Here is a 25,341-nt window from a genome sequence, read left to right on the forward strand (position 1 = left end):
GAGTCAATATGGCTGATTACAAACATCCCCTGCGCGTTGGCGTGGGCGGCCCGGTAGGGTCGGGCAAAACCGCCCTGCTGGAAGCGCTCTGCAAGGCGATGCGCGACACCTATCATCTTGCGGTGGTGACTAACGATATCTACACCAAAGAGGATCAGCGCATCCTGACCGAGGCGGGTGCGCTTGAGCCAGAGCGCATCGTAGGGGTGGAAACGGGCGGCTGTCCGCACACCGCCATCCGCGAAGATGCCTCAATGAACCTGGCAGCGGTGGAAGCCTTGAGCGAGAAGTTCGGCAATCTGGATCTGATCTTCGTCGAAAGCGGCGGGGATAACCTGAGCGCGACCTTCAGCCCGGAGCTGGCGGACCTCACCATCTACGTGATCGACGTGGCCGAGGGGGAAAAAATCCCGCGCAAGGGCGGGCCGGGGATCACCAAATCCGATTTTCTGGTGATCAATAAAACCGACCTCGCGCCGTACGTGGGGGCGTCGCTGGAGGTAATGGAGCGCGACACTAATCGCATGCGCGGCGAGCGTCCGTGGACCTTTACCAACCTGAAGGCGGGTGACGGGCTGGCGACGATTATTGCGTTTCTGGAAGAGAAAGGGATGCTGCGGATGTAGTGCGGTTTATTGCCGGGTGGCGGCTTCGCCTGACCCGGCCTACGATTTTTGCAGACCCGGTAAGCGCAGCGCCACCGGGCAAAAGACTTACGCCTCAGGCAGCTCCGCCAGCGGCCAGCGCGGACGCACGGACACGCTCAGGTCAGCCGTGGCGCCAGCGTTCAGGCGCACCATCCCGGCGTAGGCGATCATCGCCCCGTTATCGGTACAAAATTCCGGACGCGCGTAGAACACTTCCCCATGACGCTTTTGCATCATTTCGGCAAGCTTCGCGCGCAGCGTACGGTTGGCGCTCACGCCACCGGCCATCACCAGGCGCTTAAAGCCCGTCTGATCCAGCGCACGCTTGCACTTGATCATCAGCGTATCCACCACCGCATCTTCGAACGCGCGGGCGATGTCGGCACGCGTCTGCTCGCTGTCGTCGTTATTGCGAATGGTGTTCGCCGCGAAGGTTTTCAGACCGGAGAAACTAAAATCCAGCCCCGGACGATCGGTCATCGGACGCGGGAAGACAAAGCGCCCTTCCGTTCCCTGCGCGGCCATTTTCGACAGCATCGGGCCGCCAGGATAATCCAGGCCCAGCAGCTTGGCAGTTTTGTCGAAGGCTTCACCGGCCGCGTCGTCGATTGATTCGCCCAGCAGCTCATACTTGCCAATGCCCGTTACGCTAATCAGCTGCGTATGACCGCCGGAGACCAGCAGCGCCACAAACGGGAACGCTGGCGGATTGGCTTCCAGCATCGGAGCCAGAAGATGTCCTTCCATATGGTGAACCGGAATGGCCGGAACGTCCCACGCGAAGGCCAGCGAACGCCCTACCGTTGCGCCGACCAGCAGCGCGCCAACCAGGCCCGGTCCTGCAGTATAGGCCACGGCATCAATATCTTTTGCACTTAACCCGGCCTCTTTCAGTGCCGCCTGAATCAGGGGAACCGTTTTACGCACGTGGTCACGAGAGGCCAGTTCAGGCACGACGCCGCCGTAGTCAGCGTGCAATTTCACCTGACTATACAGTTGGTTGGCCAGAAGCCCTTTTTCGTCGTCGTAAATCGCGATGCCGGTTTCATCGCAGGATGTTTCAATACCCAGTACACGCATGACTTGTTTTACCTCGTTTCAATACCGCGCAGTGTAGAGCCTGGGCGGGTTGATGTAAAACTTTGTTCGCCCCAGGAAGAAGCCTCGTGTATACTCTTCCCCCTTATAAAAGTCCCTTTCAAAATCGCATCGGTGCTTTACAAAGCAGCAGCATTTGCAGTAAAATTCCGCACCATTTTGAAATAAGCTGGCGTTGATGCCAGCGGCAAACCGAATTTATTAAAGGTGAGAGTTACATGCCGGTAATTAAAGTACGTGAAAACGAGCCGTTCGACGTAGCACTGCGTCGCTTCAAACGTTCATGCGAGAAAGCAGGTGTTCTGGCTGAAGTTCGTCGTCGTGAGTTTTATGAAAAACCAACGACCGAACGTAAGCGCGCTAAAGCTTCCGCTGTGAAACGTCACGCGAAGAAACTGGCTCGCGAAAACGCACGCCGTACTCGTCTGTACTAATCTGTTGAGGGCCACAGCCCTCAATTGACAGACAGAGTTGTAGTCGTAAGGCCGTGCTTCCGGAAGGAATGCGCGGCTTGTTTTCGTTTATAAGTCGCTTAAATTTTTGGGGCATATGGCCGGAAGAATCCCACGCGTTTTCATCAATGACCTGCTTGCCAGAACCGACATCGTCGATCTCATCGACGCGCGGGTGAAGCTAAAAAAGCAGGGCAAGAACTACCATGCGTGCTGTCCGTTCCATAACGAAAAAACCCCCTCTTTCACCGTAAACGGTGAAAAGCAGTTCTACCATTGCTTCGGCTGTGGCGCACACGGTAATGCCGTCGATTTTTTGATGAACTACGATAAGCTCGAGTTCGTTGAAACCGTCGAAGAGCTGGCGGCGATGCATAACCTTGAAGTGCCGTATGAAGCAGGCAGTGGGCCAAGTCAGATCGAGCGCCATCAGCGGCAAACGCTATATCAGTTGATGGATGGCCTGAATTCGTTTTACCAACAGTCTCTTAAGCACTCTGCGGCTGAGCCTGCGCGTCAGTATCTGAACAAGCGCGGACTGAGCGACGATGTGATTGCGCGTTTCGCTATTGGTTACGCCCCGCCCGGCTGGGACAACGTGTTAAAGCGTTTTGGCGGCAATAGCGAAGATCGTAAATCCCTCATCGACGCAGGCATGCTGGTCACCAACGACCAGGGACGAAGCTACGACCGCTTCCGTGAACGGGTGATGTTCCCGATCCGCGACAAGCGTGGCCGGGTGATAGGTTTTGGTGGTCGCGTGCTGGGTGATGCCCTGCCGAAATACCTTAACTCCCCGGAAACCGATATTTTCCATAAGGGCCGCCAGCTTTACGGTCTTTATGAGGCACAGCAGGATAATGCGGAACCTCCGCGTCTTCTGGTCGTCGAAGGCTATATGGATGTTGTTGCGCTGGCGCAGTACGACATTAACTATGCCGTTGCGTCGCTGGGAACGTCCACCACGGCGGACCATATCCAGTTGCTGTTCCGCGTCACCAACAACGTGATTTGCTGTTACGACGGTGACCGCGCAGGACGCGACGCCGCCTGGCGAGCGCTGGAAACCGCGTTGCCGTATATGACCGACGGGCGTCAGCTACGCTTTATGTTCCTGCCCGACGGTGAAGACCCGGATACGCTGGTGCGTAAAGAGGGTAAAGCGGCATTTGAAGCGCGGATGGAGCAGGCTCAGCCGCTCTCCACGTTTCTGTTTAACAGCCTGATGCCGCAGGTGGATTTGAGTACCCCTGACGGGCGCGCGCAGCTCAGCACGCTGGCGCTGCCGTTAATCAGCCAGGTGCCCGGCGAAACGCTGCGCATCTATCTGCGTCAGGAGTTAGGCAACAAGCTCGGCATTCTGGATGACAGCCAGCTTGAACGTTTAATGCCTAAACAGGCTGAAAACGGCACGGTACGCCCCGCGCCTCAGCTAAAACGCACAACCATGCGTATACTGATAGGGTTGCTGGTGCAAAACCCCGAACTTGCTCCGCAAGTGCCGTCACTGGCGGGTTTGAACCACGAAAAATTGCCCGGACTTGGCTTATTTTCAGAATTGGTCAACACTTGTTTGTCGCAGCCAGGTCTGACCACCGGACAACTTTTAGAGCATTATCGCGGCACAAAAGAGGCCGCTACCCTTGAAAAACTGTCGATGTGGGACGATATAGCAGATAAGGATATCGCAGAAAAAACGTTCACCGACTCACTCAACCATATGTTTGATTCGATGCTTGAGTTGCGCCAGGAAGAGTTGATAGCTCGCGAGCGCACCCATGGCTTAAGCAGCGAAGAACGCCGGGAGCTCTGGATGATTAACCAGGAACTGGCGAAGAAATAAAAAATTTAACGGCTTAAGTGCCGAATATCGATCGGGAAGCCCCCGGCAGCCGCACTGAGAGGCAGCGGCAAAAATATAAGTACGCCCTCGCTTTAAAGGTTGGCAGCCCTATCGCCGACACCAATCAAACGAATTAAGTGTGGATACCGTCTTATGGAGCAAAACCCGCAGTCACAGCTGAAACTTCTTGTCCAACGCGGTAAGGAGCAAGGCTATCTGACCTATGCCGAGGTCAATGACCATCTGCCGGAAGATATCGTCGATTCAGATCAGATCGAAGATATCATCCAAATGATCAATGACATGGGCATTCAGGTGATGGAAGAAGCACCGGATGCCGATGATCTGTTGCTGGCTGAAACCTCCAACAACACTGACGAAGATGCGGAAGAAGCTGCTGCACAGGTACTGTCCAGCGTGGAATCTGAAATCGGGCGTACCACTGACCCGGTCCGCATGTACATGCGTGAAATGGGTACCGTTGAACTGTTGACCCGCGAAGGCGAAATTGACATCGCAAAACGCATCGAAGACGGGATCAACCAGGTTCAGTGCTCTGTTGCCGAATACCCGGAAGCGATTACCTATCTGCTGGAGCAGTACGATCGCGTTGAAGCGGAAGAAGCGCGTCTGTCCGATCTGATCACTGGCTTTGTCGACCCGAACGCTGAAGAAGATATGGCGCCAACCGCCACTCACGTCGGTTCTGAGCTGTCTCAGGAAGAGATGGATGACGACGAAGACGAAGATGAAGAAGAAGACGACGACAGCAGCGACGACGACAACAGCATCGACCCTGAACTGGCGCGCGAGAAGTTTGCCGAGCTGCGTACTCAGTACGAAGTGACGCGTGACACCATCAAAGCGAAAGGCCGCAGCCATGCTGCCGCTCAGGAAGAGATCCTGAAGCTGTCGGAAGTGTTCAAACAGTTCCGCCTGGTGCCAAAACAGTTCGACTACCTGGTGAACAGCATGCGCGTGATGATGGATCGCGTACGTACCCAGGAACGTATCATCATGAAGCTGTGTGTTGAACAGTGCAAAATGCCGAAGAAGAATTTCATCACCCTCTTCACCGGCAATGAAACCAGCGAAACCTGGTTCAACGCCGCTATCGCGATGAACAAGCCGTGGTCTGAAAAGCTGCACGACGTGAAAGAAGACGTACAGCGCGGCCTGCAAAAGCTGCATCAGATTGAAGAAGAGACCGGCCTGACCATCGAGCAGGTGAAAGACATCAACCGTCGTATGTCCATCGGTGAAGCAAAAGCCCGCCGTGCGAAGAAAGAGATGGTTGAAGCGAACTTACGTCTGGTTATCTCTATCGCCAAGAAATACACCAACCGTGGCCTGCAGTTCCTGGATCTGATTCAGGAAGGCAACATCGGTCTGATGAAAGCGGTAGATAAGTTTGAATACCGTCGTGGTTACAAGTTCTCCACCTATGCTACCTGGTGGATCCGTCAGGCGATCACCCGCTCTATCGCAGACCAGGCGCGCACCATCCGTATTCCGGTGCATATGATTGAGACCATCAACAAACTCAACCGTATCTCTCGCCAGATGTTGCAGGAGATGGGCCGCGAGCCGACGCCGGAAGAGCTGGCTGAACGCATGCTGATGCCGGAAGACAAGATCCGTAAAGTGCTGAAAATCGCTAAAGAGCCAATCTCCATGGAAACGCCAATCGGTGATGATGAAGATTCGCATCTGGGTGATTTCATCGAGGATACCACCCTCGAGCTGCCGCTGGACTCTGCCACCACCGAGAGCCTGCGTGCTGCCACGCACGACGTGCTGGCTGGCCTGACCGCCCGTGAAGCCAAAGTGCTGCGTATGCGTTTCGGTATCGACATGAACACCGACCACACGCTGGAAGAAGTGGGTAAACAGTTTGACGTTACCCGCGAACGTATCCGTCAGATCGAAGCGAAGGCGCTGCGTAAGCTGCGCCATCCGAGCCGCTCTGAAGTACTGCGTAGCTTCCTGGACGACTAACCCATGTAAACCGCAAAAAGCTCCCAATCGGGAGCTTTTTTTTGTTTATTCCCTCTTCCTGTAGGAGAGGACCAGGGTGAGGGCATCAGGCCGCAGAGGAGCTAAAGCCCCCTCACCACCAGCGCCTCATCAAGTTCCCGATACGCCTCCACCAGCTTGTCCAGCGTCGCCCTGTTCAGCCCGCTCGGATTCGGCAACACCCAAACCTGCGTTACGCCAATGGTAATGTTCTGCTTACCCCACTTCGCACCGCGCTGGCTGAACGCCTGCTCGTAGGCCTGCTTGCCGAGGATCGCCAGCGCCGCGGGCTGGTAGTCTTCAATCTTCTTCACCAGTTCCCGCCCGCCAGTACGCAGCTCATGCAGATTTACTTCGCTCGCCTGCACCGTTGGACGCTCGACCAGCATGGTGATGCCACAGCGCGTATCCAGCAGCTGCTGCTCTTCTTCCGGCTTAAGCTGTTTGTCGGTAAAACCGGCCTGGTGGATCACCTTCCAGAAGCGATTTCCCGGATGAGCAAAGTGAAAACCGGTGTGCGCCGAGGACTTGCCCGGGTTGATTCCGCAGAACACCACCCGCAGGCCAGGGGCCAGAATATCATTGATCATCTCTACTCCTGTCTATGCATCTTAAGATAAGTATAAAGGATTGATTATGCGTTGTTTATAAAAACAGCAGGCAGGTGTGAATGGCTGGATTGCTGAGGTGAGTTACTTTATAATTCACCGCCACGGCCCCTTAGCTCAGTGGTTAGAGCAGGCGACTCATAATCGCTTGGTCGCTGGTTCAAGTCCAGCAGGGGCCACCAAATTTTAGCTTTAGAATCATATAATTAAGCCACTCTAACGAGTGGCTTTTTCTATGTAACTGACAGTGTTCCATTATCGTTACATGGCATCTTAACTGAACCCGATCTCGATCCAGACCCCAATTGTATGACGCAGATCAGAACACACTTAACTCCCCCCTCACCTGCCGCCTTGTGGATCAGTTTTGAAGATTAGCTTTTGTATCGAGTGACATGGCGGTAAATTTTTTTCGTTACAAAAATGGCGAGTATGCCCAGCAGAATTGAAGCTAAGCCAAGGAAAATCAATAAAGAAAGGATATGACTAAACAAGCCACCAAAGCTTGTAAAATCACCCAATCGAGCAAACTGCTCCGGAGTGAGTACACGAACGACGATCTCTGGAATAGTTAGAAAGAAAATAATCACCACTAGAACATAAATTGCCACTCTACCGCTTTTTTTCATTTTCTTCCTTGCCCCCTATGACAATGATGATCAATTATTGACAGGGTAATGTTACAACAAGGGAAATTACAATGGCAGACGGCTATGCAAAAATGAAGTTGCAATCAGAAAGGAATCTAGCCCTGGCGCTAACCAAAGCATTGCGAGAAATACAAGCTACCAATTTGAGTGCTATCGAAAATCTAAAGCTTGGTACACAACGTATAATTAACTATGGTTCGTGCCTGATACCAGACGATTACTAACGCAATACCTGTCGCGAGCTAATAAATGAAGACCGCCGTCTCACATTAGCACTTGCCGAAATCTATAACCGAAACGATGTTGCTCTTGATATGGTTGAGATTTACTTTCAGAAAACTCTCAAAAGACTGGGAGAGCAAAAAAGTAACAATCTCGCTGCATTTCTTAAAAAGGAATTAGGCGATAAGGCTTATGAGTACGCTGAGAAATCTAGCAAACTAGCGCTGTCCTTAACTATTGCAAAGCTGATAATCAGTAGCGGCGATTTTCACGAGTCGCATATCAGAATGGTTAATTCTTTATCATCAATGTATGTTAACGGTGCTATAATCTATTCGAAAGCACAGGTGGCGGCGCTAGCAGCTAATAAGCTCAAATTTCAGGACCCTGCATATTACCAGGCATTGTACCAACAGAATCTGGAGATGCTTTACTTTCTTATTGAACCGCAAATGACAAAAATAATTTATCAAATTGAATCAGGTGGCAACAATGAGGAAATAATCGGCGATGCTTTATATGAGTTATTAAAAAGATGAAACGAGCAATATTATGGTTTTTGCAATCATATATTTATTATATCCCTATAGCGCTCATCGTTGCTGGTGCTTATTTTTTTGCGCGTTTAATCCCTGACTATTTTGGTATTCTTACCCTGACATGGATCATCATCGTTACCTATTTTTATGTAAAACATAATCGTTGGTTTTGATGGAAATCAGGAACCCCACATGCCACATGCGCACAAGAAAAAAGCCAGCCCCACACTCCCACGGTGTTGGCCTTGCTTTAAAGCAGTGATATTCACAACAGGTTAAAACACGTAACGCATGCCCAGCGTAAATTCGTTAGAGACAATATGCGCCTTCATCTGCTCATCCTTTAAGCCACGCATGTTCGCATAGTTGTTATATCCACTGTCGATCTTACCCATATCGAAATAGTGCCCCGGTCGACATACAGACGCTCACCGCCTAAGTGCTCTTTCTGTTTGCCGCCAGAACGGTAGCCAGGATCATCGCGATCGGCAGGGCGACTACAATAGCTTTCATCTTCATCAACACTCCTTTGGAAAAGCATTCCGCACGGCGAACCATCGTCTGCCGGTGTCAGGAAAAGTCAGTGACACGAAGCGTAAGCACTCCCGAAAGGGCAAACTATTCGGGGGAATACGCGTTTTACCTGGTAATTTTAAGTAGGGACTGGTCTTGGTTTTAAAGCGATTGCTAGTTATTTCAACGGATTAGCGCTTATCATCAAAAGCAACCTGCTCATTTCATCTGTTACGCGCCCATCTTCACATTCTGCAATTCTAAAGAAATCCCCCATCGCGCCGATCATCATCCGTGTGTATTATTTCCAGTAGCTTTTACAACAACTAACCTTAACTCAAATACTTAAGCGCCAGAGCGAAAGGCATCATGAGCACACCGATCAAACGGCTAGAAATCATTAAAAATGCCATTGAGCTGGAAGATGACGACATCATCCGGAGCCAGTTGAAACGTCTCAAAGAGGAAGCCTTTGACGATAATCTCCTGTCCATCGTCGCGGCGCTTGAGCAGAAAAATTACACCGCAGCCCTTCGCGCTATCACCGCCTGGCTGCAAAGCCAGCGCGCCGTTACCCCGTGGCGTGACCCGCAACTGGCGGCCAGCAAGCTGGAGCTGAAAGCTCTGGAAGAGCGCTTGCGCGATCTGATTGATCGCCGTAACGCCCGGGTACAGCAGCTTGATGAATTCAACGATCTCTATTTCTCCCGCCTCGGGCCGTTGATGCAGCAGATCCTCGCCCTGCGTAAAACGCTGGCGGAGCTTAACCTGCGTCGTCAGCAGGCGGAGACGCGTCGTCGGGAAGAGGATTACCGCCGCTGCCAGGGCTATATGGCGCAGGCCGTAGAGGATCTGACAACGCTCACCCGGCGCTGGCGAGATCTGCCTGCGGATTCCGTTCAGGCGGCAGAGGCGCGCAAGCATCTTCAGCAGCAAAGTAATCTGATTGCCAACCTACTGGCCGAAGCGATGGAGCTGGAGACCGGTTTAACGCGTGAAGAAGAGCCAGCACGTCAGGCGCGCGATGAGGCCAACGAAGAGTACAAAAAGTATCGCGAACAGCATCATGATGCCGAGGTGCGCCTGCGTAAAGGCAAGGATCTCTCTGAAGAGGATCGGAACGAGCTGAAGCGGCTCTGGCGTCAGGCGAGCAAGCTATGCCACCCGGATCTGGTTGCCGATGATTTAAAAGAGGAAGCCAACAGGATGATGGTGCAACTCAACCAGGCCAAACAGCGCGGCGACGTGAAGGCCATTCGCTCGCTGGTCGCCCGTCTGCAACAAGGGTTTGAACCGATGATGGCGAGCGACAGGCTGAACGACCTGGAACGTATTCGCAAAAAAATGGCGCAGGTGCGTGAGCAAATCGACACCCTGGTGAACGAGCTGGCAGAGCTGGAGAAGGAAGAGTCCTGGCTGCTCGTCTCGTCGCTCAGCAATATGGAAGCCTACTTTGCCCAGCAGGAGAAAGCGCTGAGAGAGGTATGCGCCTCGCTCGAACATCAGGTGAGCGAAGCGCAGCTGGATCCCGCAGCCTGATTATTTGGCGTGCCAGTACGCACTGGCACGTACCAGCTGTGGGTCAATTGCGTCGGTTTCAAACTGACGGCTCAGGCGTTTCACCACCTTCCCCTCTCCGGTCAGCCAGATAAAGTAATCCTCTTCCGGCACGGCCAGCGCTGCAAGATGGTCGGCTACCGCCTGCTCGTTGTGGCCGATAACCCAGGTGATGTTGAACCCGCTCAGGTGCGCCAGATAGTCCTGGTACGCCGCATCGCCCACGGTGACGATGGCGTGGATCGCAGGGGGAACAGGCAGTTTTGCGATGCTTTCTAAACGGCGGCGCAGCGCGGGCATACCCGACTCGTCGCACACGTACAACTGCCAGGCGTAATCTTCCGGCACCACCAGCGAACCACGCGGACCGCCGATGGTCAGCTTGTCGCCCACCATCGCCTCTACCGCCCAGTTGCTGGCAATGCCGCCATCATGCACGAAAAAATCGAGCGCCAGCTCGTGTTTTTCGTCATCGTACAGCGGGGTGTAGTCACGCGCCTGCGGACGCACCCCGTCGCCCCAGTCGATGCCTTCATCGGTCACCACAGGCGGCACGAAAGGGGTGCCCGGTGCCGGGAAAAAGACTTTGGTATGGTCGTCAAAGCCGCGAGAGCTAAAGCCCTCCAGCGCCTCGCCGCCTAGTACAATGCGCTGAAATCCTGCGCTGACTCGCTCAGTGCGCATCACGTTCAGCTCACGAAAACGCAGGTCATTGCGGACACGTTGAGGGTAACGGGTAGATGCCATGTTGATGCCCTTCTCAGGTGAATACGATATATCGGAATGAATTTTTAATGATAATGATTGCTATTAACTCAGAAATCAAGATCTTTTAGATTGCATCTGAATATATCTTAGATATAGTTTAGATATATCAAATTGAGGAAGAAACATGCGACACGAACACGACGGCGGCGGACGCCGGCCACGATTTTTTGGCCATGGTGATTTGCGGCTGGTGATCCTGGATATCCTGACCCGCAACGCGAGCCATGGTTATGAGCTGATTAAAGAGATCGAGAACCTGACGCAGGGACATTACACGCCAAGCCCTGGCGTGATCTACCCGACGCTGGATTACTTGCAGGATCAGGCGCTGATCACCATTACCGAAGAAGAGAACGGCCGTAAGCGGATTGCGATTAACGCCGCCGGGCAGCAATGGCTGGATGACAATCGGGAACAGCTGGAGCAGATCCAGACGCGTATCAAGGCGCGCTCCGTCGGGTTCCAGCTGCGCAAAAACCCACAGATGAAGCGGGCGCTGGATAACTTCAAAGCGGTTCTGGATCTGAAGGTTAATCAGGGAGAACTCAGCGACGCGCAGTTAAAACAGATTATCGGCGTGATTGACCGCGCGGCACTGGAGATCTCCCAGCTGGATTAAGCCAGCACGCCGTCGCTCACGCGGAACACGCGGACCAGCTCTTTCAGGTGCATCGCCTGTTCGTTAAGGGATGCCGCCGCCGCAACGGACTCCTCCACCAGCGCGGAGTTCTGCTGGGTGGTGGCGTCTATCAGGCCAATCGCGCTGTTGATCTGCGAGATACCTTCCGTCTGTTCATGGCTGGCCTGGCGAATTTCACGCAGGATGACGTCCATCTCTTCCACGTTGCCGACCATGCCGTTGATAAGCCCGCTGGCTTTCTCCACAAGGTTCATGCCGTCCTGCGTCTGGCTTGTGGAGCTTTCAATCAGCTGGCGGATCTCACTCGCAGATGTTGCACTTTTCTGCGCGAGCTGGCGTACCTCACCCGCCACCACCGCAAAGCCGCGGCCATGCTCACCCGCGCGCGCCGCTTCGACCGCCGCGTTCAGCGCCAGAATGTTGGTCTGGAAGGCAATGGCGTCGATCAGGTCGATAATGTCGGACATCCTGTTCGATGTTTCGTTAATCAGGCGCATTTTGCTGGTGACCTGCTTCATCATCTCGCCGTTGTTTTTGACCACGGCAGCCGCATCGGCAGACAGGTTCGTCGCTTCTCCGGTGTGGGACGCGGTGTTCTTCACCGTGGCGGTAATCTGCTCCATCGACGCGGCCGTCTGCTCAACGGAACTGGCCTGCTCCTCCGTGCGGGCAGCCAGATCCTGGTTGCCTGCGACAATCTGCGCGGCGGCGCTGGAGATGTTTTCCGATCCGGTTTGCACCTGCTGCACAATCTCCAGCAGGCGCGTTTTCATCTCCATCAATGCGGTGAGGAGCAGTCCGGTTTCATCTTTACCGTGCGAGGTAATGCTGCCGGTGAGATCGCCATCGGCGATGGCCTCCGCAAAATTCACCGCGTCGTTCAGCGGGCGGGTAATGGATCGCACAATGAACCAGCCAGTCAGGCTGGCTGCCGCGACGCTGAAAAGCGTAATCAGGATCAGCAGCAGACGATTAGTGCGGAAATCGCCTTCCACCTGCTCGCCCGCACTCTGCATTTCATGATCCTGGATCGCAATCAGCGCCTGCACTTTCGCTTTATAAGACTGTTGCAGGTCCAGGGTGTTGGTCATCATCTCGTTTATCGCGCCCGCACGGTCGTTATTCTGCACGGACTGCAAAATGCGGTAGCGCGAGTCAAGATATTGCTGGCGTACGCCGTGGATGTCCGCCAGCACCTGTTGGGATTTTTTATCCTTGAGAGCGTTGTCCAGCTCGCTCAGGATTGCGGTGATGCGCTCGCTTATCGCCTTCAGACGCTGTTCTGATTGCGTCGTGTACGTTCCCTGTTCGTCCAGCAGCATGAGCTGCTGCGTGCTGATAAATTCCTGGAAGTTGTCGATTAACTGGTTCGCTTTTACCGTAGTTGGATAGTCGCTGGTAAGAATGGTTTGCATTCCATTGTTTGCCCGATTCAGGCTCATCAGAGACAAGCTTGCGCTGACGACCATCAGGACAATAAATAATCCAAACGCCAGAAATAATTTCGTGCCGATCTTTACGTCATGTATGAACATATTTACCCCATCGATGTGATTATTTCTCAGACGATCGCTGTTATCGGTAGGAAACGCGCTAACTTTATGACTTTGATCGTTTTTTTATTTCTCACTTTCAATGAATCCGGGGCGTAGCAATTAAAAATCGGGTGCTTTTTTTAGTTACTTAATATTTCATTAACAACATAACTTATTCTGAAAAACAAAAAAGCCGTTTACCCTGGAGGAATAAACGGCTTTATCGAAGCATGCATTTCTTAATGAAGCACGGTAACCGCATCTTCAAGACGTCCGGCCCGGTGCTTAACCATCGCGGAAATCTGCGCGCTCTCTTCGACCAGATCAGCATTTTTCTGCGTAATGCTGTCCAGTTCTGCCACGGCACGGGTCAGCTCTGTCAGGCCTGTCGCCTGCTCGGAGGTGGAGTGGCTGATCTGCGCGATAAGCTGCGTGACGTTTTTCACCTGCTCGACAATATCATCCATGGTACGTCCCGCGGCGTGGACCTGATCGGCGCCCGACTGCACTTTGCTGGCGCTGGCGTCGATCAGCTTGCGAATATCGTTAGCCGCGTTCGCGCTGCGGCTGGCAAGATGACGCACTTCGCCCGCCACCACCGCAAAGCCTTTCCCCTGTTCGCCCGCGCGTGCCGCCTCAACCGCGGCGTTCAGCGCCAGAATATTGGTCTGGAAGGCGATGTCATTGATAAGCGAGGTAATAGAGCCAATGCGCTGGGTACTGTCGGCAATGTCATCCATGGTTTTCACCACGGTCTGCATCACGGTGCCGCCCTGCGTGGCCGCGCTGCTGGCAGCCATCGACAGCTTGTCGACTTCGGCTGCGGTCTCGGAGTTACTTTGTACCGACGCCGCCATCTGGTTCATTGTTGCCACAGTCTGCTGCACGTTAGCCACGGTCTGGCGCGTGCGGTCGTTGAGATCTTCATTGCCCTGCGCCAGCCTGTCGCTGCCGTCGCGCACGCTCACCACCTGGCTGGAGACGTCGTTGATCAGCCAGCGGCACATCAGCCCCAGTTGTCCGACGGCCCGCAGCATCAGCCCCAGTTCATCGCTGCGGTTAAGATGCTGCACGCTGTTACGCTCGCCGGTAGCGACCCTGAGCGCCTGCCTTGCGACGTTTTCCACCGGGCGGACAATCTGTTGCTCAAACACCAGGGTGCCAAGCAGCATCACCACGGCTGCCGCCACCAGCGAAGCCCAGCCTGCGGCACTGGCAACCAGCGTTGCAGCCATCACCGCAAAAAGTACCGCCATTACGCTACGCACGCGCCAGCGCAGCGGCATCGCCGGTAATTTGCCGAGCCAGCCTTTGCGCACCACCAGCCCTTTATGAATGCGTTTTTTGCTACGTCCTTCATTGAGCGCCTTATAAAGCGGCTCCACCGCGGCGATCTCGTCCTCGGTGGCGCGGGTACGAATGGACATATAGCCCGTCATCTGACCGTTACGCACCATTGGTACCGCATTGGCGCGTACCCAATAGTGATCGCCATTTTTACGTCGGTTTTTGACAATCCCGCTCCAGGGCTCGCCCTTTTGCAGCGTGTACCACATGTCGGCAAAAGCCGCTTTCGGCATATCCGGGTGGCGCACAATGTTGTGCGGCTGCCCGAGCAGCTCCTGAAGCGTAAAGCCACTCACTTGCACAAAGGTGTCGTTAGTGTGGGTCATGTAGCTGTGGAGGTCGGTGGTCGACATAAGCGTGGTGTCATCGTCCAGCGGATATTCATTCTGGGTGACATAGTCAGGAGAGGACATAGTGAGCATCCCTTGCAGGTTATTTGAATGTTAATTTTGTGGCTTATGTTTTTTCGGCGATAAAAAATTTATCTTTAGTTGTTAAATATGATTGAGATCGCAAATCTCGGTTAAACCGCACTTTTCGTACGCTTTTCTAATTTATTGATTTAAAATACTTTCGACACGAAACTACCTACAAAGCATGATCCTCCGGCGCACACTTAAGGCGCATTTCCTGCCCTGGAGCAGTGCAATTGACGAAACCCAATCCCCGGCTCGTTATCCCTTATCCCGTGCGGCGCGCGATGGCATGATTAAATATTGTGCAACTTTGATTTCACCTGGCGTTTATCCCGATTTTTGTTAAGGCATCTGAGGTGGCGTAATCCCTGCAATACTTAACTCAGTATCATGTGATACGCGATCCCCGGGAGCATATTTTGAACAGGTTACCTTCCAGCGCCTCGGCTCTTGCCTGTACCGCGCACGCACTGAATCTCATTGAAAAGCGAACGCTTGATCATGAGGAGATGAAACAACTTAACCGTGAGGTCATTGATTACTTTAAAGAGCATGTGAATCCTGGTTTTCTGGAGTATCGCAAATCTGTTACCGCCGGCGGGGATTACGGAGCCGTAGAGTGGCAAGCGGGGAGTCTGAATACGCTTGTCGACACCCAGGGACAGGAGTTTATCGATTGCCTGGGTGGTTTTGGTATTTTCAACGTGGGGCACCGTAATCCAGTTGTGGTTTCCGCCGTACAGAATCAACTTGCGAAACAACCTCTCCATAGCCAGGAACTGCTCGATCCGCTTCGCGCCATGCTCGCGAAAACGCTGGCAGCCTTAACGCCCGGTAAGCTGAAATACAGCTTCTTCAGCAACAGCGGCACCGAATCGGTCGAAGCGGCGATTAAACTCGCCAAAGCGTACCAGTCGCCGCGCGGGAAATTCACCTTTATCGCCACCAGCGGCGCGTTCCACGGGAAATCCCTGGGCGCACTGTCGGCGACCGCCAAATCCACCTTCCGCAAACCGTTTATGCCGCTGCTGCCGGGCTTCCGCCACGTACCGTTCGGCGACATCAACGCCATGCGCACCATGCTGAGTGAATGCCGTAAAACCGGCGACGACGTGGCGGCGGTGATCCTGGAGCCGATTCAGGGCGAAGGAGGCGTGATCCTCCCGCCGCAGGGCTATCTGCCCACCGTGCGTCAACTGTGCGATGAGTTTGGCGCGCTGCTGATCTTCGACGAAGTGCAGACCGGGATGGGGCGTACCGGCAGGATGTTCGCCTGCGAGCATGAGAACGTTCAGCCAGACATTTTATGCCTGGCGAAAGCGCTCGGCGGCGGCGTGATGCCGATTGGCGCAACGGTCGCCACTGAGGAGGTCTTCTCGGTGCTATTCGACAACCCGTTCTTACATACCACCACCTTTGGCGGTAACCCGCTGGCCTGTGCGGCAGCGCTGGCCACCATCAACGTGCTGCTGGAGCAAAACCTGCCTGCGCAGGCGGAGCAGAAAGGCGACATGCTGCTGGACGGCTTCCGTCAGCTGGGCCGGGAATACCCGGATTTGGTACAGGATGCGCGCGGGAAAGGGATGCTGATGGCGATTGAGTTCGTTGATAACGAAACCGGTTATAGCTTCGCAAGCGAGATGTTCCGCCAGCGGGTACTGGTGGCGGGAACGCTCAACAACTCGAAAACCATCCGCATTGAGCCACCGTTGACGCTCACCATTGAGCAGTGTGAGCAGGTGCTGAAGGCGGCGCGCAAAGCGCTGGCGGCGCTGCGGGTGAGCGTGGAAGAGGCGTAAAAAACGCCGGGTGGCGCTACGCTTACCCGGCCTACAACATACTGCAGATGTCGGCCCGGTAAGCGTAGCGCCACCGGGCAAACACCGCCCCCTCTCGCCCCCGTAGGCCCGGTAAGCGCAGCGCCACCGGGCAAAACGCTACTCCGGCAACAACCCCACAAAGCAGCGTTTTTTGCGCGGCTCTGACATCAACTCTTCGAGCTTGTCCACGCACGCCAGATAGTGTGGCGTTTGCTTATGCGCCAACACCGCCTCTTCGTCTTTATAGGCCTCATAGATAAAGAACCGGGTTTTCACCCTCGGGTCCTGCAAGACGTCAAAGCGCAGGTTTCCCGGCTCCTGGATCGCCCCCTCGTGGTTGGCGCGAAACACCTCCAGAAACTCATCCACTCGCTCGGGTTTGATGTTGATTTCCACCAGCGTCACGTTCATTTTGCTTCTCCCTGTTTCTCTTCCTGCCAGAACTGGAACGCCTCACGGGCGCTCATGTTCTCGTGAACCACTTTCTTCACCGCCTTCAGCATGGCGAGCGGCGCGCTGGACTGGAAGATGTTGCGCCCCATATCCACGCCGGACGCGCCCTGGTCAATCGCCCGCCAGCACATCTCAAGCGCCTCATGCTCCGGCAGCTTTTTGCCGCCCGCGATAACAATCGGCACCGGGCAGCTGGCGGTCACTTTTTCAAAGCCCTCGTCCACGTAGTAGGTTTTGACGAACTGGGCCCCCATTTCGGCTGCGATGCGGCTGGCGAGCGAGAAATAGCGCGCGTCGCGCGCCATCTCTTTACCCACGCCCGTCACCGCCAGCGTCGGCATGCCGTAACGCGCCCCCGCATCCACCAGCTTGATGATGTTGTTGATTGACTGATGTTCAAACGGGCTGCCGATATAGACCTGCGCCGCCACCGCGCAGACGTTCAGGCGCAGCGCGTCTTCCATCGCCACCGCCACGCACTCGTTAGACAGCTCGCCCAGAATCGAGTTACCGCCGGAGGCGCGCAGCACCACCGGTTTGTTCGTCGCGGCAGGTACCTGGCTCCTGAGGATGCCGCGGGTACACATCAGCACGTCGGTTTCGCCAAACAGCGGCGCGATGGAGAGATCGATACGCTCAAGGCCGGTAGTCGGCCCCTGAAAGTAGCCGTGGTCAAAGGCCAGCATCACCGTACGGTTGCTCTGCGGGTTGAAAATGCGCGAAAGCCGGGACTGCATGCCCCAGTCGAGCGAACCGCAGCCCTTCAGGGTGTACGGCACATTCTGCTGCGGCGTACCGATGCCAAAATCCTTGCCGTCTTTGATGTCGTCTAAATCAGCCATTTGCTCCCCCGTCAGAAATCGTATTTGCTGATGTTCTCTTTGGTGAACACCACCCGCTCCGGCAGCAGCACGATGCCGTTGCCCTTCGCCTCATACTGGTAGCCCTGCACACTGTTCGGCTCGACCTTCAGCGTCCCGATATCTTTCACCTCCACGCTGTCGCCAGGGTTAAGATCGCCTTTTTTCAGTAAACGATCGGCGACATTGACTGCAATTTTGCCCTGCTGCACCACGTCCCACAGGCCGAAGGCTTTCACCGTGCCGCGCTCAACGTACGGACGCATCACGTTTGGCGTGCTGAAGCCGACAATCGCCACCCCTTCCCGCTTCAGGTTTTCCGCCGCCTGTGCCGCCGCCGGCAGGGCGTTGGCGTCCGGGGCGATGATCGCATCCAGATCCGGATAGGCTTTTAAGATCCCCTCGGCGGTTTGCAGGGATTTAGTGGCGTCGTTATAGCCAAACTGCGTGGTGACGACCTGCCACTGGGGATGGTCTTTCTCGATTTTGGCCTTCGCCTCTTTCACCCACTGGTTCTGGTCGGTGACGGTGGGGCTGGAGTAGAAGAACGCCACTTTAGCGTTCGGTTTGGTGACCTGTTTGCCTGCCATCTCCACCAGCAGGCCGCCCAGCTGTTCCGGCGTGCCCTGGTTGATGTAAATGCTGCGGCACTCCGGTTTGGTGTCGGAATCCCAGGTCAGGACCTTCACGCCGCGCTGCATCGCGCGCTTCAGCGCCGGGCAGAGACCGTCCGGCGACACGGCAGAGACGATGATGGCGTTATAGCCCTGGTTGACGAAGTTATTGATCAGTTGCACCTGGCCGGAGACGCTCGGCTCGGTCGGGCCGTCGTAAGTCACGTCCACGCCAAGTTCTTTCCCCGCCTCTTTCGCGCCGTTGCCGCCGCTGGTGAAGAATCCCACACCCACCAGTTTTGGGATAAAGGCAATGCGGTCCGCCGCCTGCGCCGAAGCGAAGCTGAGGGCCATTGCCAGGACGAGCAGTTTTGTTTTCATCTTACGCTCCGGATAGTTTTCTGAAGAGAGAACGCACCCATTCACGGTGCAGACTCAGCGAACGCCCCATCACCACCACAACCAGCAGCGCCCCTGACAGCGCGCTCGACACCTGGTTGGGGATACCAACCATCTGTAAACCCTGTTGCAGGTACCCCACCAGCAGCGCAGCCAGCGCCGTACCGACAACCGAACCTGAGCCGCCGTAGATATTCGCTCCGCCGAGCACGGCGGCGGTGAGCGCAGGCATCAGTAAATCGCGCCCCAGATCCGAACGCGCGGAGCCGAAATAGGAGACCATCACCAGCGCGGCAATCGCCGAGGCCACGCCCACCAGGCCGTACAGCGCATACGGCATACCGTTCACCGACAGCGCCGCATAGCGCGCCGCGCGCGGATTCTGGCCAATTAAAAACAGATGCCGACCAAAGCGCCCGCGATGGGTAATCAGCCAGAAGAAAGCGGTAATCACCGCGAACAGCACCAGCGGGATCGGCAGGCCCAACACCGTGAGGTTAGCGAACGCCGTGAAGCTGTCCGGGAAGCCGCCGATCCCCTCGTAGCCCGTCGCACCCGCTATGCCGGAGAGCAGCAGCGCCCCGCCGCCGTAGAGGTAGAGCGTGCCGAGGGTGATCACTAAAGGGCTGATGCCGGTGTAGTGGATCAGCGCCGCATTCACCAGTCCGCACAGCAGGCCGAGCAGCAGCGTCAGCGGGATGGCGACCGCCATCGGCCACCCCGCCTGCATCATCACCCCCAGCGCGATAGCGCACAGGCCGATGGTTGAGCCGAGGGAGATGTCGATCCCGCCGCTGATAATCACCAGCGTGAGCGGTAGCGCCACGATACCAATGCAGATAAAGTCGCTGGTGCTGAACAGCAGCATATTGATGTCGAGCATGCGCGGGTTGATGGCGCCGAAGAGCAGGATCTCCAGCACCAGTAAAATCAGCAGCGCGCTTTCCCAGTTAAGCCTCATTTACGCCACCTCTTTGTTGCGTTTGGGAAACGGGGTGACGTGCTTTCCCCCTCTGTTACCCGGCTGGAAACGGCTGTATTTCAGCGCCCGCTGATGCCCTGAGAGCGCCTGACGCAGCCGCCCGTCGAGCACCAGCACGCCCAGCAGCACCAGCCCGGCGATAAAGTCGTTCCACCACGCCGGGAGCCTGAACAGCACCAGCACGGTATCGATTTGGGTGAGGAAGAACGCGCCGAGGAACGCACCGACCAGCGTGCCGGTACCGCCCAGCAGCGAAATGCCGCCGAGCACGCAGGCGGCAATGGCCTTCATCTCCAGCCCGCTGCCGGTCTGGTTGGGCACAAAGCCAATCTGCGCGGCAAAGACGATCCCGGCGCAGGCCGCGAGCATGCCGTTGAGGGTAAAGGCGATCATGCGGGTGCGGTTCACCGCCACGCCCAGCTGACGCGCGGCGGCGAGGTTATCCCCCACGGCGTAGAAATCACGGCCAAAGGCGGTGCGCGACAGTATCCACGCGCCTGTGACCACGATTATCAACACCACAATGCCGAGCGGAGAAATGCCGACGGCGGCAGGCTCAGAGAGGGATTTCAGCCCCGGCGGCAGCCCTTCAATCCACTTCCCGCCGGTCCAGAGCAGCATCGCTCCGCGATACAGCCCCAGCGTGCCGAGGGTGGCGACAATCGCTGGAATGCGCAGCCCCACCACCAGAAAACCGTTGAACGCCCCCGCCAGCGCGCCAATCGTCAGCGCGAAGAGAATGGAAACGGGCAGACTGTAGCCGCTGTTGAGCGCCACGCCGACGGCAATGGCGGACAGCCCGACGGTGGAGCCGACGGAGACGTCGATATTACGGGTCAGCATCACCAGCGCCGCGCCGATGGCCAGCAAAATCAGGATCTGCGAGCTGGCGAAGATCATCCCCAGCGTCTGTAAGCTAAGGTAGGACGGGTTCAGCGCCACCAGCACGGCGAACAGGGCCAGAATGGCGAGAAACGCGCTCAGCTCGCGGTTTTTCAGTAAGATCTTCATGATTGCCCTCCAAACGCCAGCGCCATCATCCGGTCGAGACTGACGGCGTGGCGCGGCAGCTCGCCGCTGATCACGCCCTGATGCATTACCAGCACCCGATCCGCGAGGCCGGGAAACTCATCGAGATCGCTTGAAATCATCAGCACTGCCACGTTCTGCGCCGCTACGCTTTTCAGCAGCTGGTAGATATCGGCGCGCGCCGATACGTCCACACCGCGCGTCGGTTCATCGACGATCAGCAGCAGCGGATTGGCCTCAAGACAGCGCGCCAGCAGCACCTTCTGCTGATTACCACCGGAGAGCGTGCGCACGGTTTGATCCGCATGGTTGAGCTTGATCCCCAGCGCCCGGTGGTAACGCTCCACTACCGCAGACTCCCGCTTTCGCTGCTGCCAGAGCGACGGCTCGTTCAGCGTCACGGTGTTCCAGCGGACAGGCGCGTCGAGAAACAGGCCGGACACCTGCCTGTCTTCCGGCAGATAAACCAGCCCTTTTTTCAGACGGGAACTGACCGGATCGGCGGTGATCTCCTGGTTCTCCAGCCACACTCGCCCGCCGCGTACCGGACGCAGGCCGTAAAGCGTTTCGGCAAACTCGGTACGCCCGGACCCCACCAGCCCGGCCAGACCGACGATCTCCCCAGAGTAAATCTCAAGGCTGAGATCGATAAACCCTTCCCCGGTGAGATCCTCCACCCGCAGCACCGGGAAATCCTGCGCCTGGGTTCGGCGGTTGCCCGGCAGCGCCAGCCACAGCTTTTGCGTATCGCTTAGCGACTTTTCCCGGCTGACCGGCGTCATCGCGGCGATCAGGGCGTTATCGTCAAAGTGCGCGGTTTCGCCGCTCAGCACCACCGCGCCGTCGCGCATCACCGAGACGTGGCTCGAAAGCATGCGAATTTCCGGCAGCTTGTGCGAGATAAAAACAATGCCAACGCCGAGATCCTGCAGCGCGCGGATCTGGCGAAACAGGCGTTCGGTCTCGCCCGGCGTGAGCGATGCCGTGGGCTCGTCGAGGATCAGAATTCTGGCGTTGCGCATCAGCCCGCGCAGGATCTCCACCATCTGCTGATCCGCGACTTCCAGAGTGCTGGCAGCGGCATCGAGATTAAGCTGACATTGCAGCTGCTGGAGTTTCTCCGCCAGCCGCTTTTCCCGATCTCGTTCGCGCGGCAGACGAAACAGGATGTTTTCCCGCACCGTCAGGTTGGGGAAAAGCAGCGGCTCCTGTGGCACCAGATAAATGCCTAACCGGTGCGCCTGCGACGGGGTAAGCCGTGCAAAAGACTCGCCCGCAACCGAAAGCTCACCGCGATCCGGCGTTTCAACCCCGGCGATGATTTTCATCAACGTCGATTTTCCCGCGCCGTTACCGCCCATCAGCGCATGCACCTGCCCAGCAAGCAGCGTGAAATCAATGCCTTTTAACACAGGCACGCCAGAGAACTGTTTGCAGATGTCACGTGCCTCGAGAAGTGGTGTCATCATCGCTCCGCTATTGAACAAATGATTTTTAGATTTAATAATGTTCAAAAGCGTAGACGGTGAACTATATTTACAACCGTGCAGGGATCACAGTTTTATCGATTGAGATTCAGATAAACCGGAAAGGATCGAAAAGATCCGTTTTGTCGCGTGGCTCACATTTTCACGCCGCACCATCACGAACATATGATCTAAATTTTTATAAGAGTTCAACTATGAGCGATAAACGCACTGCGGAAGAAGGACGGTTTGCCGGGCTGGCACTGGCGGAAGAGGAGCTGGTGGCGCGCGTGGCCTGGTGCTACTACCACGACGGGCTGACCCAGAACGACATCGGCGAGCGGCTCGGGCTGCCGCGCCTGAAGATCTCCCGCCTGCTGGAGAAAGGCCGTCAGTCCGGGGTGATCCGCGTGCAGATAAACTCCCGCTACGAGGGCTGCCTGGCGCTGGAAACCGAGTTGCAACAACGATTTAGCCTGAAGCTGGTGCGCGTGATGCCCGCCCTGAATACGCCGCCGATGAACGTGCGGTTAGGCATTGGCGCGGCCCAGTCGCTGATGGGCGTGCTGGAGCCCGGCCAGCTGTTAGCGGTGGGCTTCGGTGAAACCACCATGAGCAGCCTGCAACACCTGAGCGGCTTTATTAGCTCACAGCAGATCCGCCTGGTGACGCTCTCCGGCGGCGTGGGGCCGTATATGACCGGTATCGGCCAGCTGGATGCGGCCTGTAGCGTCAGCATGATCCCTGCCCCGCTTCGCGTGTCATCCGCTGAAGTCGCCGGGATCTTAAAGCGCGAAACCAGCGTGCGGGACGTGATCCTCGCCGCCACCGCCGCTGACGTGGCGGTGGTCGGCATTGGCTCGGTGAACCAGCGCCGTGACGCGACGATACTGCGCTCCGGCTATATCAGCGAAGGTGAACAGTTGATGTACGCCCGCAAGGGCGCGGTCGGCGATATCCTTGGCTATTTCCTCAATGCCGAAGGGGAATGCGTCGAGGAGCTGGAGATCCACAAAGAACTACTGGGCGTCACGCTCGATGAACTGGCACAGCTGCCCACCATCGTAGGCGTGGCCGGGGGGGAAGAGAAAGCCGATGCGATTTATGCCGCACTGAAGGGCCGCCGTATTAATGGCCTGGTGACGGAAGAGACGACAGCCCGCGCGGTGCTGGCTCTGGCCATTTAAGAGCCCTCCCTGCGCTAACAATGAGGCATGCTCATGAGTTACCTTTTAGCGTTAGATGCAGGGACAGGCAGCGTTCGCGCCGTTGTTTTCGATTTGCAGGGCAACCAGATTGCCGTTGGCCAGGCCGAGTGGAAACACCTGAGCGTCGAGAACGTGCCGGGCTCGATGGAGTTCGACCTCGACACCAACTGGCAGCTGGCCTGCCGGTGTATTCATCAGGCGCTGGAGCGCGCGCGCCTGAGCGCGGCGGATATTCAGTCCGTCGCCTGCTGTTCGATGCGCGAAGGGATTGTGCTGTACGACCGCAACGGCGAGGCTATCTGGGCCTGCGCCAACGTCGACGCCCGCGCCAGCCGAGAGGTAGCTGAACTCAAAGAGATCCACGACTACCGGTTTGAATCCGAAGTGTATGACGTTTCCGGCCAGACGCTTGCCCTCAGCGCCATGCCGCGCCTGCTGTGGCTGGCGCACCATCGTCCGGATATTTATCGTAAAGCCGCCACCATCACCATGATCAGCGACTGGCTGGCGGCGAAGCTCTCCGGCGAGCTGGCGGTGGACCCGTCCAATGCGGGCACGACGGGCATGCTGGATCTCTTCTCCCGCGACTGGCGTCCGGCGCTGCTCGACATGGCCGGGCTGCGCGCCGATATCCTCTCCCCGGTAAAAGAGACCGGCACCGTGCTGGGGGCCATCACCAAAGCAGCCGCACAACAGAGCGGCCTGCGCGAGGGCACCCCGGTGGTGATGGGCGGCGGCGACGTGCAACTGGGCTGTCTGGGGCTGGGCGTGGTGCGCGCCGGACAAACGGCGGTGCTGGGCGGCACCTTCTGGCAACAGGTGGTGAACCTGCCGCAGGTGCGCACCGACCCTGAGATGAACATCCGCGTAAACCCGCACGTTATCCCCGGCATGGCGCAGGCAGAGTCGATCAGCTTCTTTACCGGGCTGACCATGCGCTGGTTCCGCGACGCCTTCTGCGCCGAAGAGAAGCTGATTGCCGAACGCATGGGAATGGACCCCTACTCCCTGCTCGAAGAGATGGCGAGCCGCGTCCCGCCGGGCTCCCACGGGGTGATGCCGATCTTCTCCGACGCGATGCATTTCAAACAGTGGTACCACGCCGCGCCGTCGTTTATTAACCTCTCCATCGACCCGGAAAAGTGCAACAAAGCGACGCTGTTCCGCGCGCTGGAGGAGAACGCGGCGATCGTCTCGGCCTGTAACCTGGCGCAGATTTCGCGCTTCTCCGGCGTGACGTTTGAGAGCCTGGTGTTTGCCGGCGGCGGCGCAAAGGGCGCCCTGTGGAGCCAGATTTTAAGCGACGTCACCGGCCTGCCGGTGCGCGTGCCAGAAGTCAAAGAGGCAACGGCGCTCGGCTGCGCCATTGCCGCAGGAGCTGGCGCGGGGCTGTACGCGGATATGGCCTCGACGGGCGAGCGGCTGGTGAAGTGGAGCCGCGAGTTCACGCCAAACCCGCAGCACCGGGAGCTGTACGACGGCATGATGCAGAAATGGCAGGCGGTGTACGCGGACCAGCTCGGGCTGGTGGACAGCGGGCTGACAACCTCGATGTGGCAGGCGCCGGGCCTGATGCGCGACACACGCCCCTCACCCTAACCCTCTCCCCAGAGGGGAGAGGGGACTGCTCCGTGCGGCCTTTCACCCTCTCCCCTCTGG

22 protein-coding genes, 1 tRNA gene and 1 pseudogene are annotated in these 25,341 nt (G+C 56.6%); 11 read left to right on the forward strand and 13 right to left on the reverse strand.

All coding sequences use genetic code 11. From position 1 onward, the window contains the following. Positions 1-8 precede the first annotated feature (8 nt). Positions 9-626 carry an urease accessory protein UreG gene (gene ureG / locus INF86_RS12935; RefSeq protein WP_023298635.1) on the forward strand — a complete coding sequence of 206 codons (618 nt, stop codon included), beginning with the start codon at positions 9-11 and terminating at the stop codon, positions 624-626. 87 nt (positions 627-713) lie between these two features. On the opposite strand, the gene tsaD is transcribed toward ureG, so the two are convergent. Beyond that, on the reverse strand, positions 714-1,727 hold the full coding sequence (gene tsaD, locus INF86_RS12940; RefSeq protein WP_193543593.1) for a tRNA (adenosine(37)-N6)-threonylcarbamoyltransferase complex transferase subunit TsaD: 1,014 nt from the start codon (positions 1,725-1,727) through the stop codon (positions 714-716). 236 nt (positions 1,728-1,963) lie between these two features. Here tsaD and rpsU point away from each other — a divergent pair, with 236 nt between their 5' ends. From rpsU to rpoD, 3 genes are all read left to right on the forward strand, one after another. Next, positions 1,964-2,179: a 30S ribosomal protein S21 gene (rpsU, locus tag INF86_RS12945; RefSeq protein WP_001144069.1), complete on the forward strand. Its 216-nt coding sequence runs from the start codon at positions 1,964-1,966 to the stop codon at positions 2,177-2,179. A 115-nt stretch (positions 2,180-2,294) separates the two neighbouring features. Then, positions 2,295-4,040 (forward strand): DNA primase, encoded by a 1,746-nt coding sequence (gene dnaG / locus INF86_RS12950; RefSeq protein WP_003862574.1) that lies wholly within the window; start codon positions 2,295-2,297, stop codon positions 4,038-4,040. Between the two features lie 153 nt (positions 4,041-4,193). Further along, on the forward strand, positions 4,194-6,038 hold the full coding sequence (gene rpoD, locus INF86_RS12955; RefSeq protein ID WP_006812010.1) for an RNA polymerase sigma factor RpoD: 1,845 nt from the start codon (positions 4,194-4,196) through the stop codon (positions 6,036-6,038). A 101-nt stretch (positions 6,039-6,139) separates the two neighbouring features. On the opposite strand, the gene mug is transcribed toward rpoD, so the two are convergent. After that, positions 6,140-6,646: a G/U mismatch-specific DNA glycosylase gene (gene mug / locus INF86_RS12960; RefSeq protein ID WP_023298636.1), complete on the reverse strand. Its 507-nt coding sequence runs from the start codon at positions 6,644-6,646 to the stop codon at positions 6,140-6,142. Positions 6,647-6,770: 124 nt separating this feature from the next. Here mug and INF86_RS12965 point away from each other — a divergent pair. Continuing rightward, positions 6,771-6,846: transfer RNA gene (locus INF86_RS12965), tRNA-Ile, on the forward strand. Positions 6,847-7,038: 192 nt separating this feature from the next. On the opposite strand, the gene INF86_RS12970 is transcribed toward INF86_RS12965, so the two are convergent. Further along, positions 7,039-7,293 (reverse strand): hypothetical protein, encoded by a 255-nt coding sequence (locus tag INF86_RS12970; RefSeq protein WP_022649451.1) that lies wholly within the window; start codon positions 7,291-7,293, stop codon positions 7,039-7,041. A gap of 335 nt (positions 7,294-7,628) precedes the next feature. Between INF86_RS12970 and INF86_RS22465 the strand changes: the two genes are divergently transcribed. Beyond that, entirely contained in the window at positions 7,629-8,075 is a 447-nt protein-coding gene (locus tag INF86_RS22465; RefSeq protein WP_227414788.1) for a hypothetical protein, read from the forward strand. A gap of 275 nt (positions 8,076-8,350) precedes the next feature. Here INF86_RS22465 and INF86_RS12980 read toward each other — a convergent pair. Further along, a pseudogene (locus INF86_RS12980) lies at positions 8,351-8,479 on the reverse strand (porin family protein); the annotation flags it as partial. Between the two features lie 478 nt (positions 8,480-8,957). Between INF86_RS12980 and INF86_RS12985 the strand changes: the two are divergent. Beyond that, complete coding sequence (locus INF86_RS12985) at positions 8,958-10,127, forward strand: DNA repair protein (protein WP_046620830.1); 1,170 nt, start codon at positions 8,958-8,960, stop codon at positions 10,125-10,127. Here the strand turns inward: INF86_RS12985 and INF86_RS12990 are convergent, their stop codons facing one another. Further along, positions 10,128-10,892, reverse strand: coding sequence for a siderophore-interacting protein (locus INF86_RS12990; RefSeq protein ID WP_193543594.1), 765 nt, complete (start codon positions 10,890-10,892; stop codon positions 10,128-10,130). It abuts the gene before it with no gap. 145 nt (positions 10,893-11,037) lie between these two features. On the opposite strand from INF86_RS12990, the gene INF86_RS12995 reads away from it, so the two are divergent. Beyond that, positions 11,038-11,532 carry a PadR family transcriptional regulator gene (locus tag INF86_RS12995; protein WP_017382401.1) on the forward strand — a complete coding sequence of 165 codons (495 nt, stop codon included), beginning with the start codon at positions 11,038-11,040 and terminating at the stop codon, positions 11,530-11,532. Here INF86_RS12995 and INF86_RS13000 read toward each other — a convergent pair. Together INF86_RS13000 and INF86_RS13005 are read right to left on the reverse strand one after the other, a co-directional pair. Further along, positions 11,529-13,088, reverse strand: a complete 1,560-nt coding sequence (locus INF86_RS13000) for a methyl-accepting chemotaxis protein (RefSeq protein WP_045622958.1) — start codon at positions 13,086-13,088, stop codon at positions 11,529-11,531. The genes INF86_RS12995 and INF86_RS13000 overlap by 4 nt on opposite strands. Positions 13,089-13,327: 239 nt before the next feature. Further along, on the reverse strand, positions 13,328-14,848 hold the full coding sequence (locus tag INF86_RS13005; RefSeq protein WP_063146541.1) for a PAS domain-containing methyl-accepting chemotaxis protein: 1,521 nt from the start codon (positions 14,846-14,848) through the stop codon (positions 13,328-13,330). A 422-nt stretch (positions 14,849-15,270) separates the two neighbouring features. Here INF86_RS13005 and ygjG point away from each other — a divergent pair, with 422 nt between their 5' ends. Then, complete coding sequence (gene ygjG, locus INF86_RS13010) at positions 15,271-16,650, forward strand: putrescine aminotransferase (RefSeq protein ID WP_193543595.1); 1,380 nt, start codon at positions 15,271-15,273, stop codon at positions 16,648-16,650. Between the two features lie 138 nt (positions 16,651-16,788). Here ygjG and lsrG read toward each other — a convergent pair whose 3' ends face one another. From lsrG to lsrA, 6 genes are read right to left on the reverse strand one after another with little or no spacing between them, the layout of a single operon-like run. Continuing rightward, the gene (lsrG, locus tag INF86_RS13015; RefSeq protein ID WP_022649458.1) at positions 16,789-17,082 is read right to left on the reverse strand and encodes a (4S)-4-hydroxy-5-phosphonooxypentane-2,3-dione isomerase; all 294 of its coding nucleotides are present in this window, start codon (positions 17,080-17,082) and stop codon (positions 16,789-16,791) included. Further along, a complete protein-coding gene (gene lsrF, locus INF86_RS13020) occupies positions 17,079-17,966 on the reverse strand; it encodes a 3-hydroxy-5-phosphonooxypentane-2,4-dione thiolase (protein WP_022649459.1) in 888 nt (295 codons plus the stop codon). The genes lsrG and lsrF overlap by 4 nt, the downstream gene beginning before the upstream one ends. 11 nt (positions 17,967-17,977) lie before the next feature. After that, on the reverse strand, positions 17,978-18,979 hold the full coding sequence (gene lsrB / locus INF86_RS13025; RefSeq protein ID WP_032626349.1) for an autoinducer 2 ABC transporter substrate-binding protein LsrB: 1,002 nt from the start codon (positions 18,977-18,979) through the stop codon (positions 17,978-17,980). Position 18,980: 1 nt separating this feature from the next. After that, positions 18,981-19,958: an autoinducer 2 ABC transporter permease LsrD gene (gene lsrD / locus INF86_RS13030; protein WP_032626350.1), complete on the reverse strand. Its 978-nt coding sequence runs from the start codon at positions 19,956-19,958 to the stop codon at positions 18,981-18,983. Beyond that, positions 19,959-20,990 (reverse strand): autoinducer 2 ABC transporter permease LsrC, encoded by a 1,032-nt coding sequence (lsrC, locus tag INF86_RS13035; protein ID WP_193543596.1) that lies wholly within the window; start codon positions 20,988-20,990, stop codon positions 19,959-19,961. Further along, entirely contained in the window at positions 20,987-22,474 is a 1,488-nt protein-coding gene (lsrA, locus tag INF86_RS13040) for an autoinducer 2 ABC transporter ATP-binding protein LsrA (RefSeq protein ID WP_193543597.1), read from the reverse strand. Before lsrA ends, lsrC begins: the two co-directional genes overlap by 4 nt. Before the next feature lie 215 nt (positions 22,475-22,689). On the opposite strand from lsrA, the gene lsrR reads away from it, so the two are divergent. Together lsrR and lsrK are read left to right on the forward strand one after the other, a co-directional pair. Further along, positions 22,690-23,661: a transcriptional regulator LsrR gene (lsrR, locus tag INF86_RS13045; RefSeq protein ID WP_155025578.1), complete on the forward strand. Its 972-nt coding sequence runs from the start codon at positions 22,690-22,692 to the stop codon at positions 23,659-23,661. Positions 23,662-23,694: 33 nt separating this feature from the next. Beyond that, positions 23,695-25,281 carry an autoinducer-2 kinase gene (gene lsrK, locus INF86_RS13050; protein ID WP_193543598.1) on the forward strand — a complete coding sequence of 529 codons (1,587 nt, stop codon included), beginning with the start codon at positions 23,695-23,697 and terminating at the stop codon, positions 25,279-25,281. Positions 25,282-25,341: the final 60 nt, after the last annotated feature.

This window comes from Enterobacter cloacae complex sp. I1M (genome assembly GCF_014982425.1).
Lineage (GTDB): Bacteria > Pseudomonadota > Gammaproteobacteria > Enterobacterales > Enterobacteriaceae > Enterobacter > Enterobacter intestinihominis.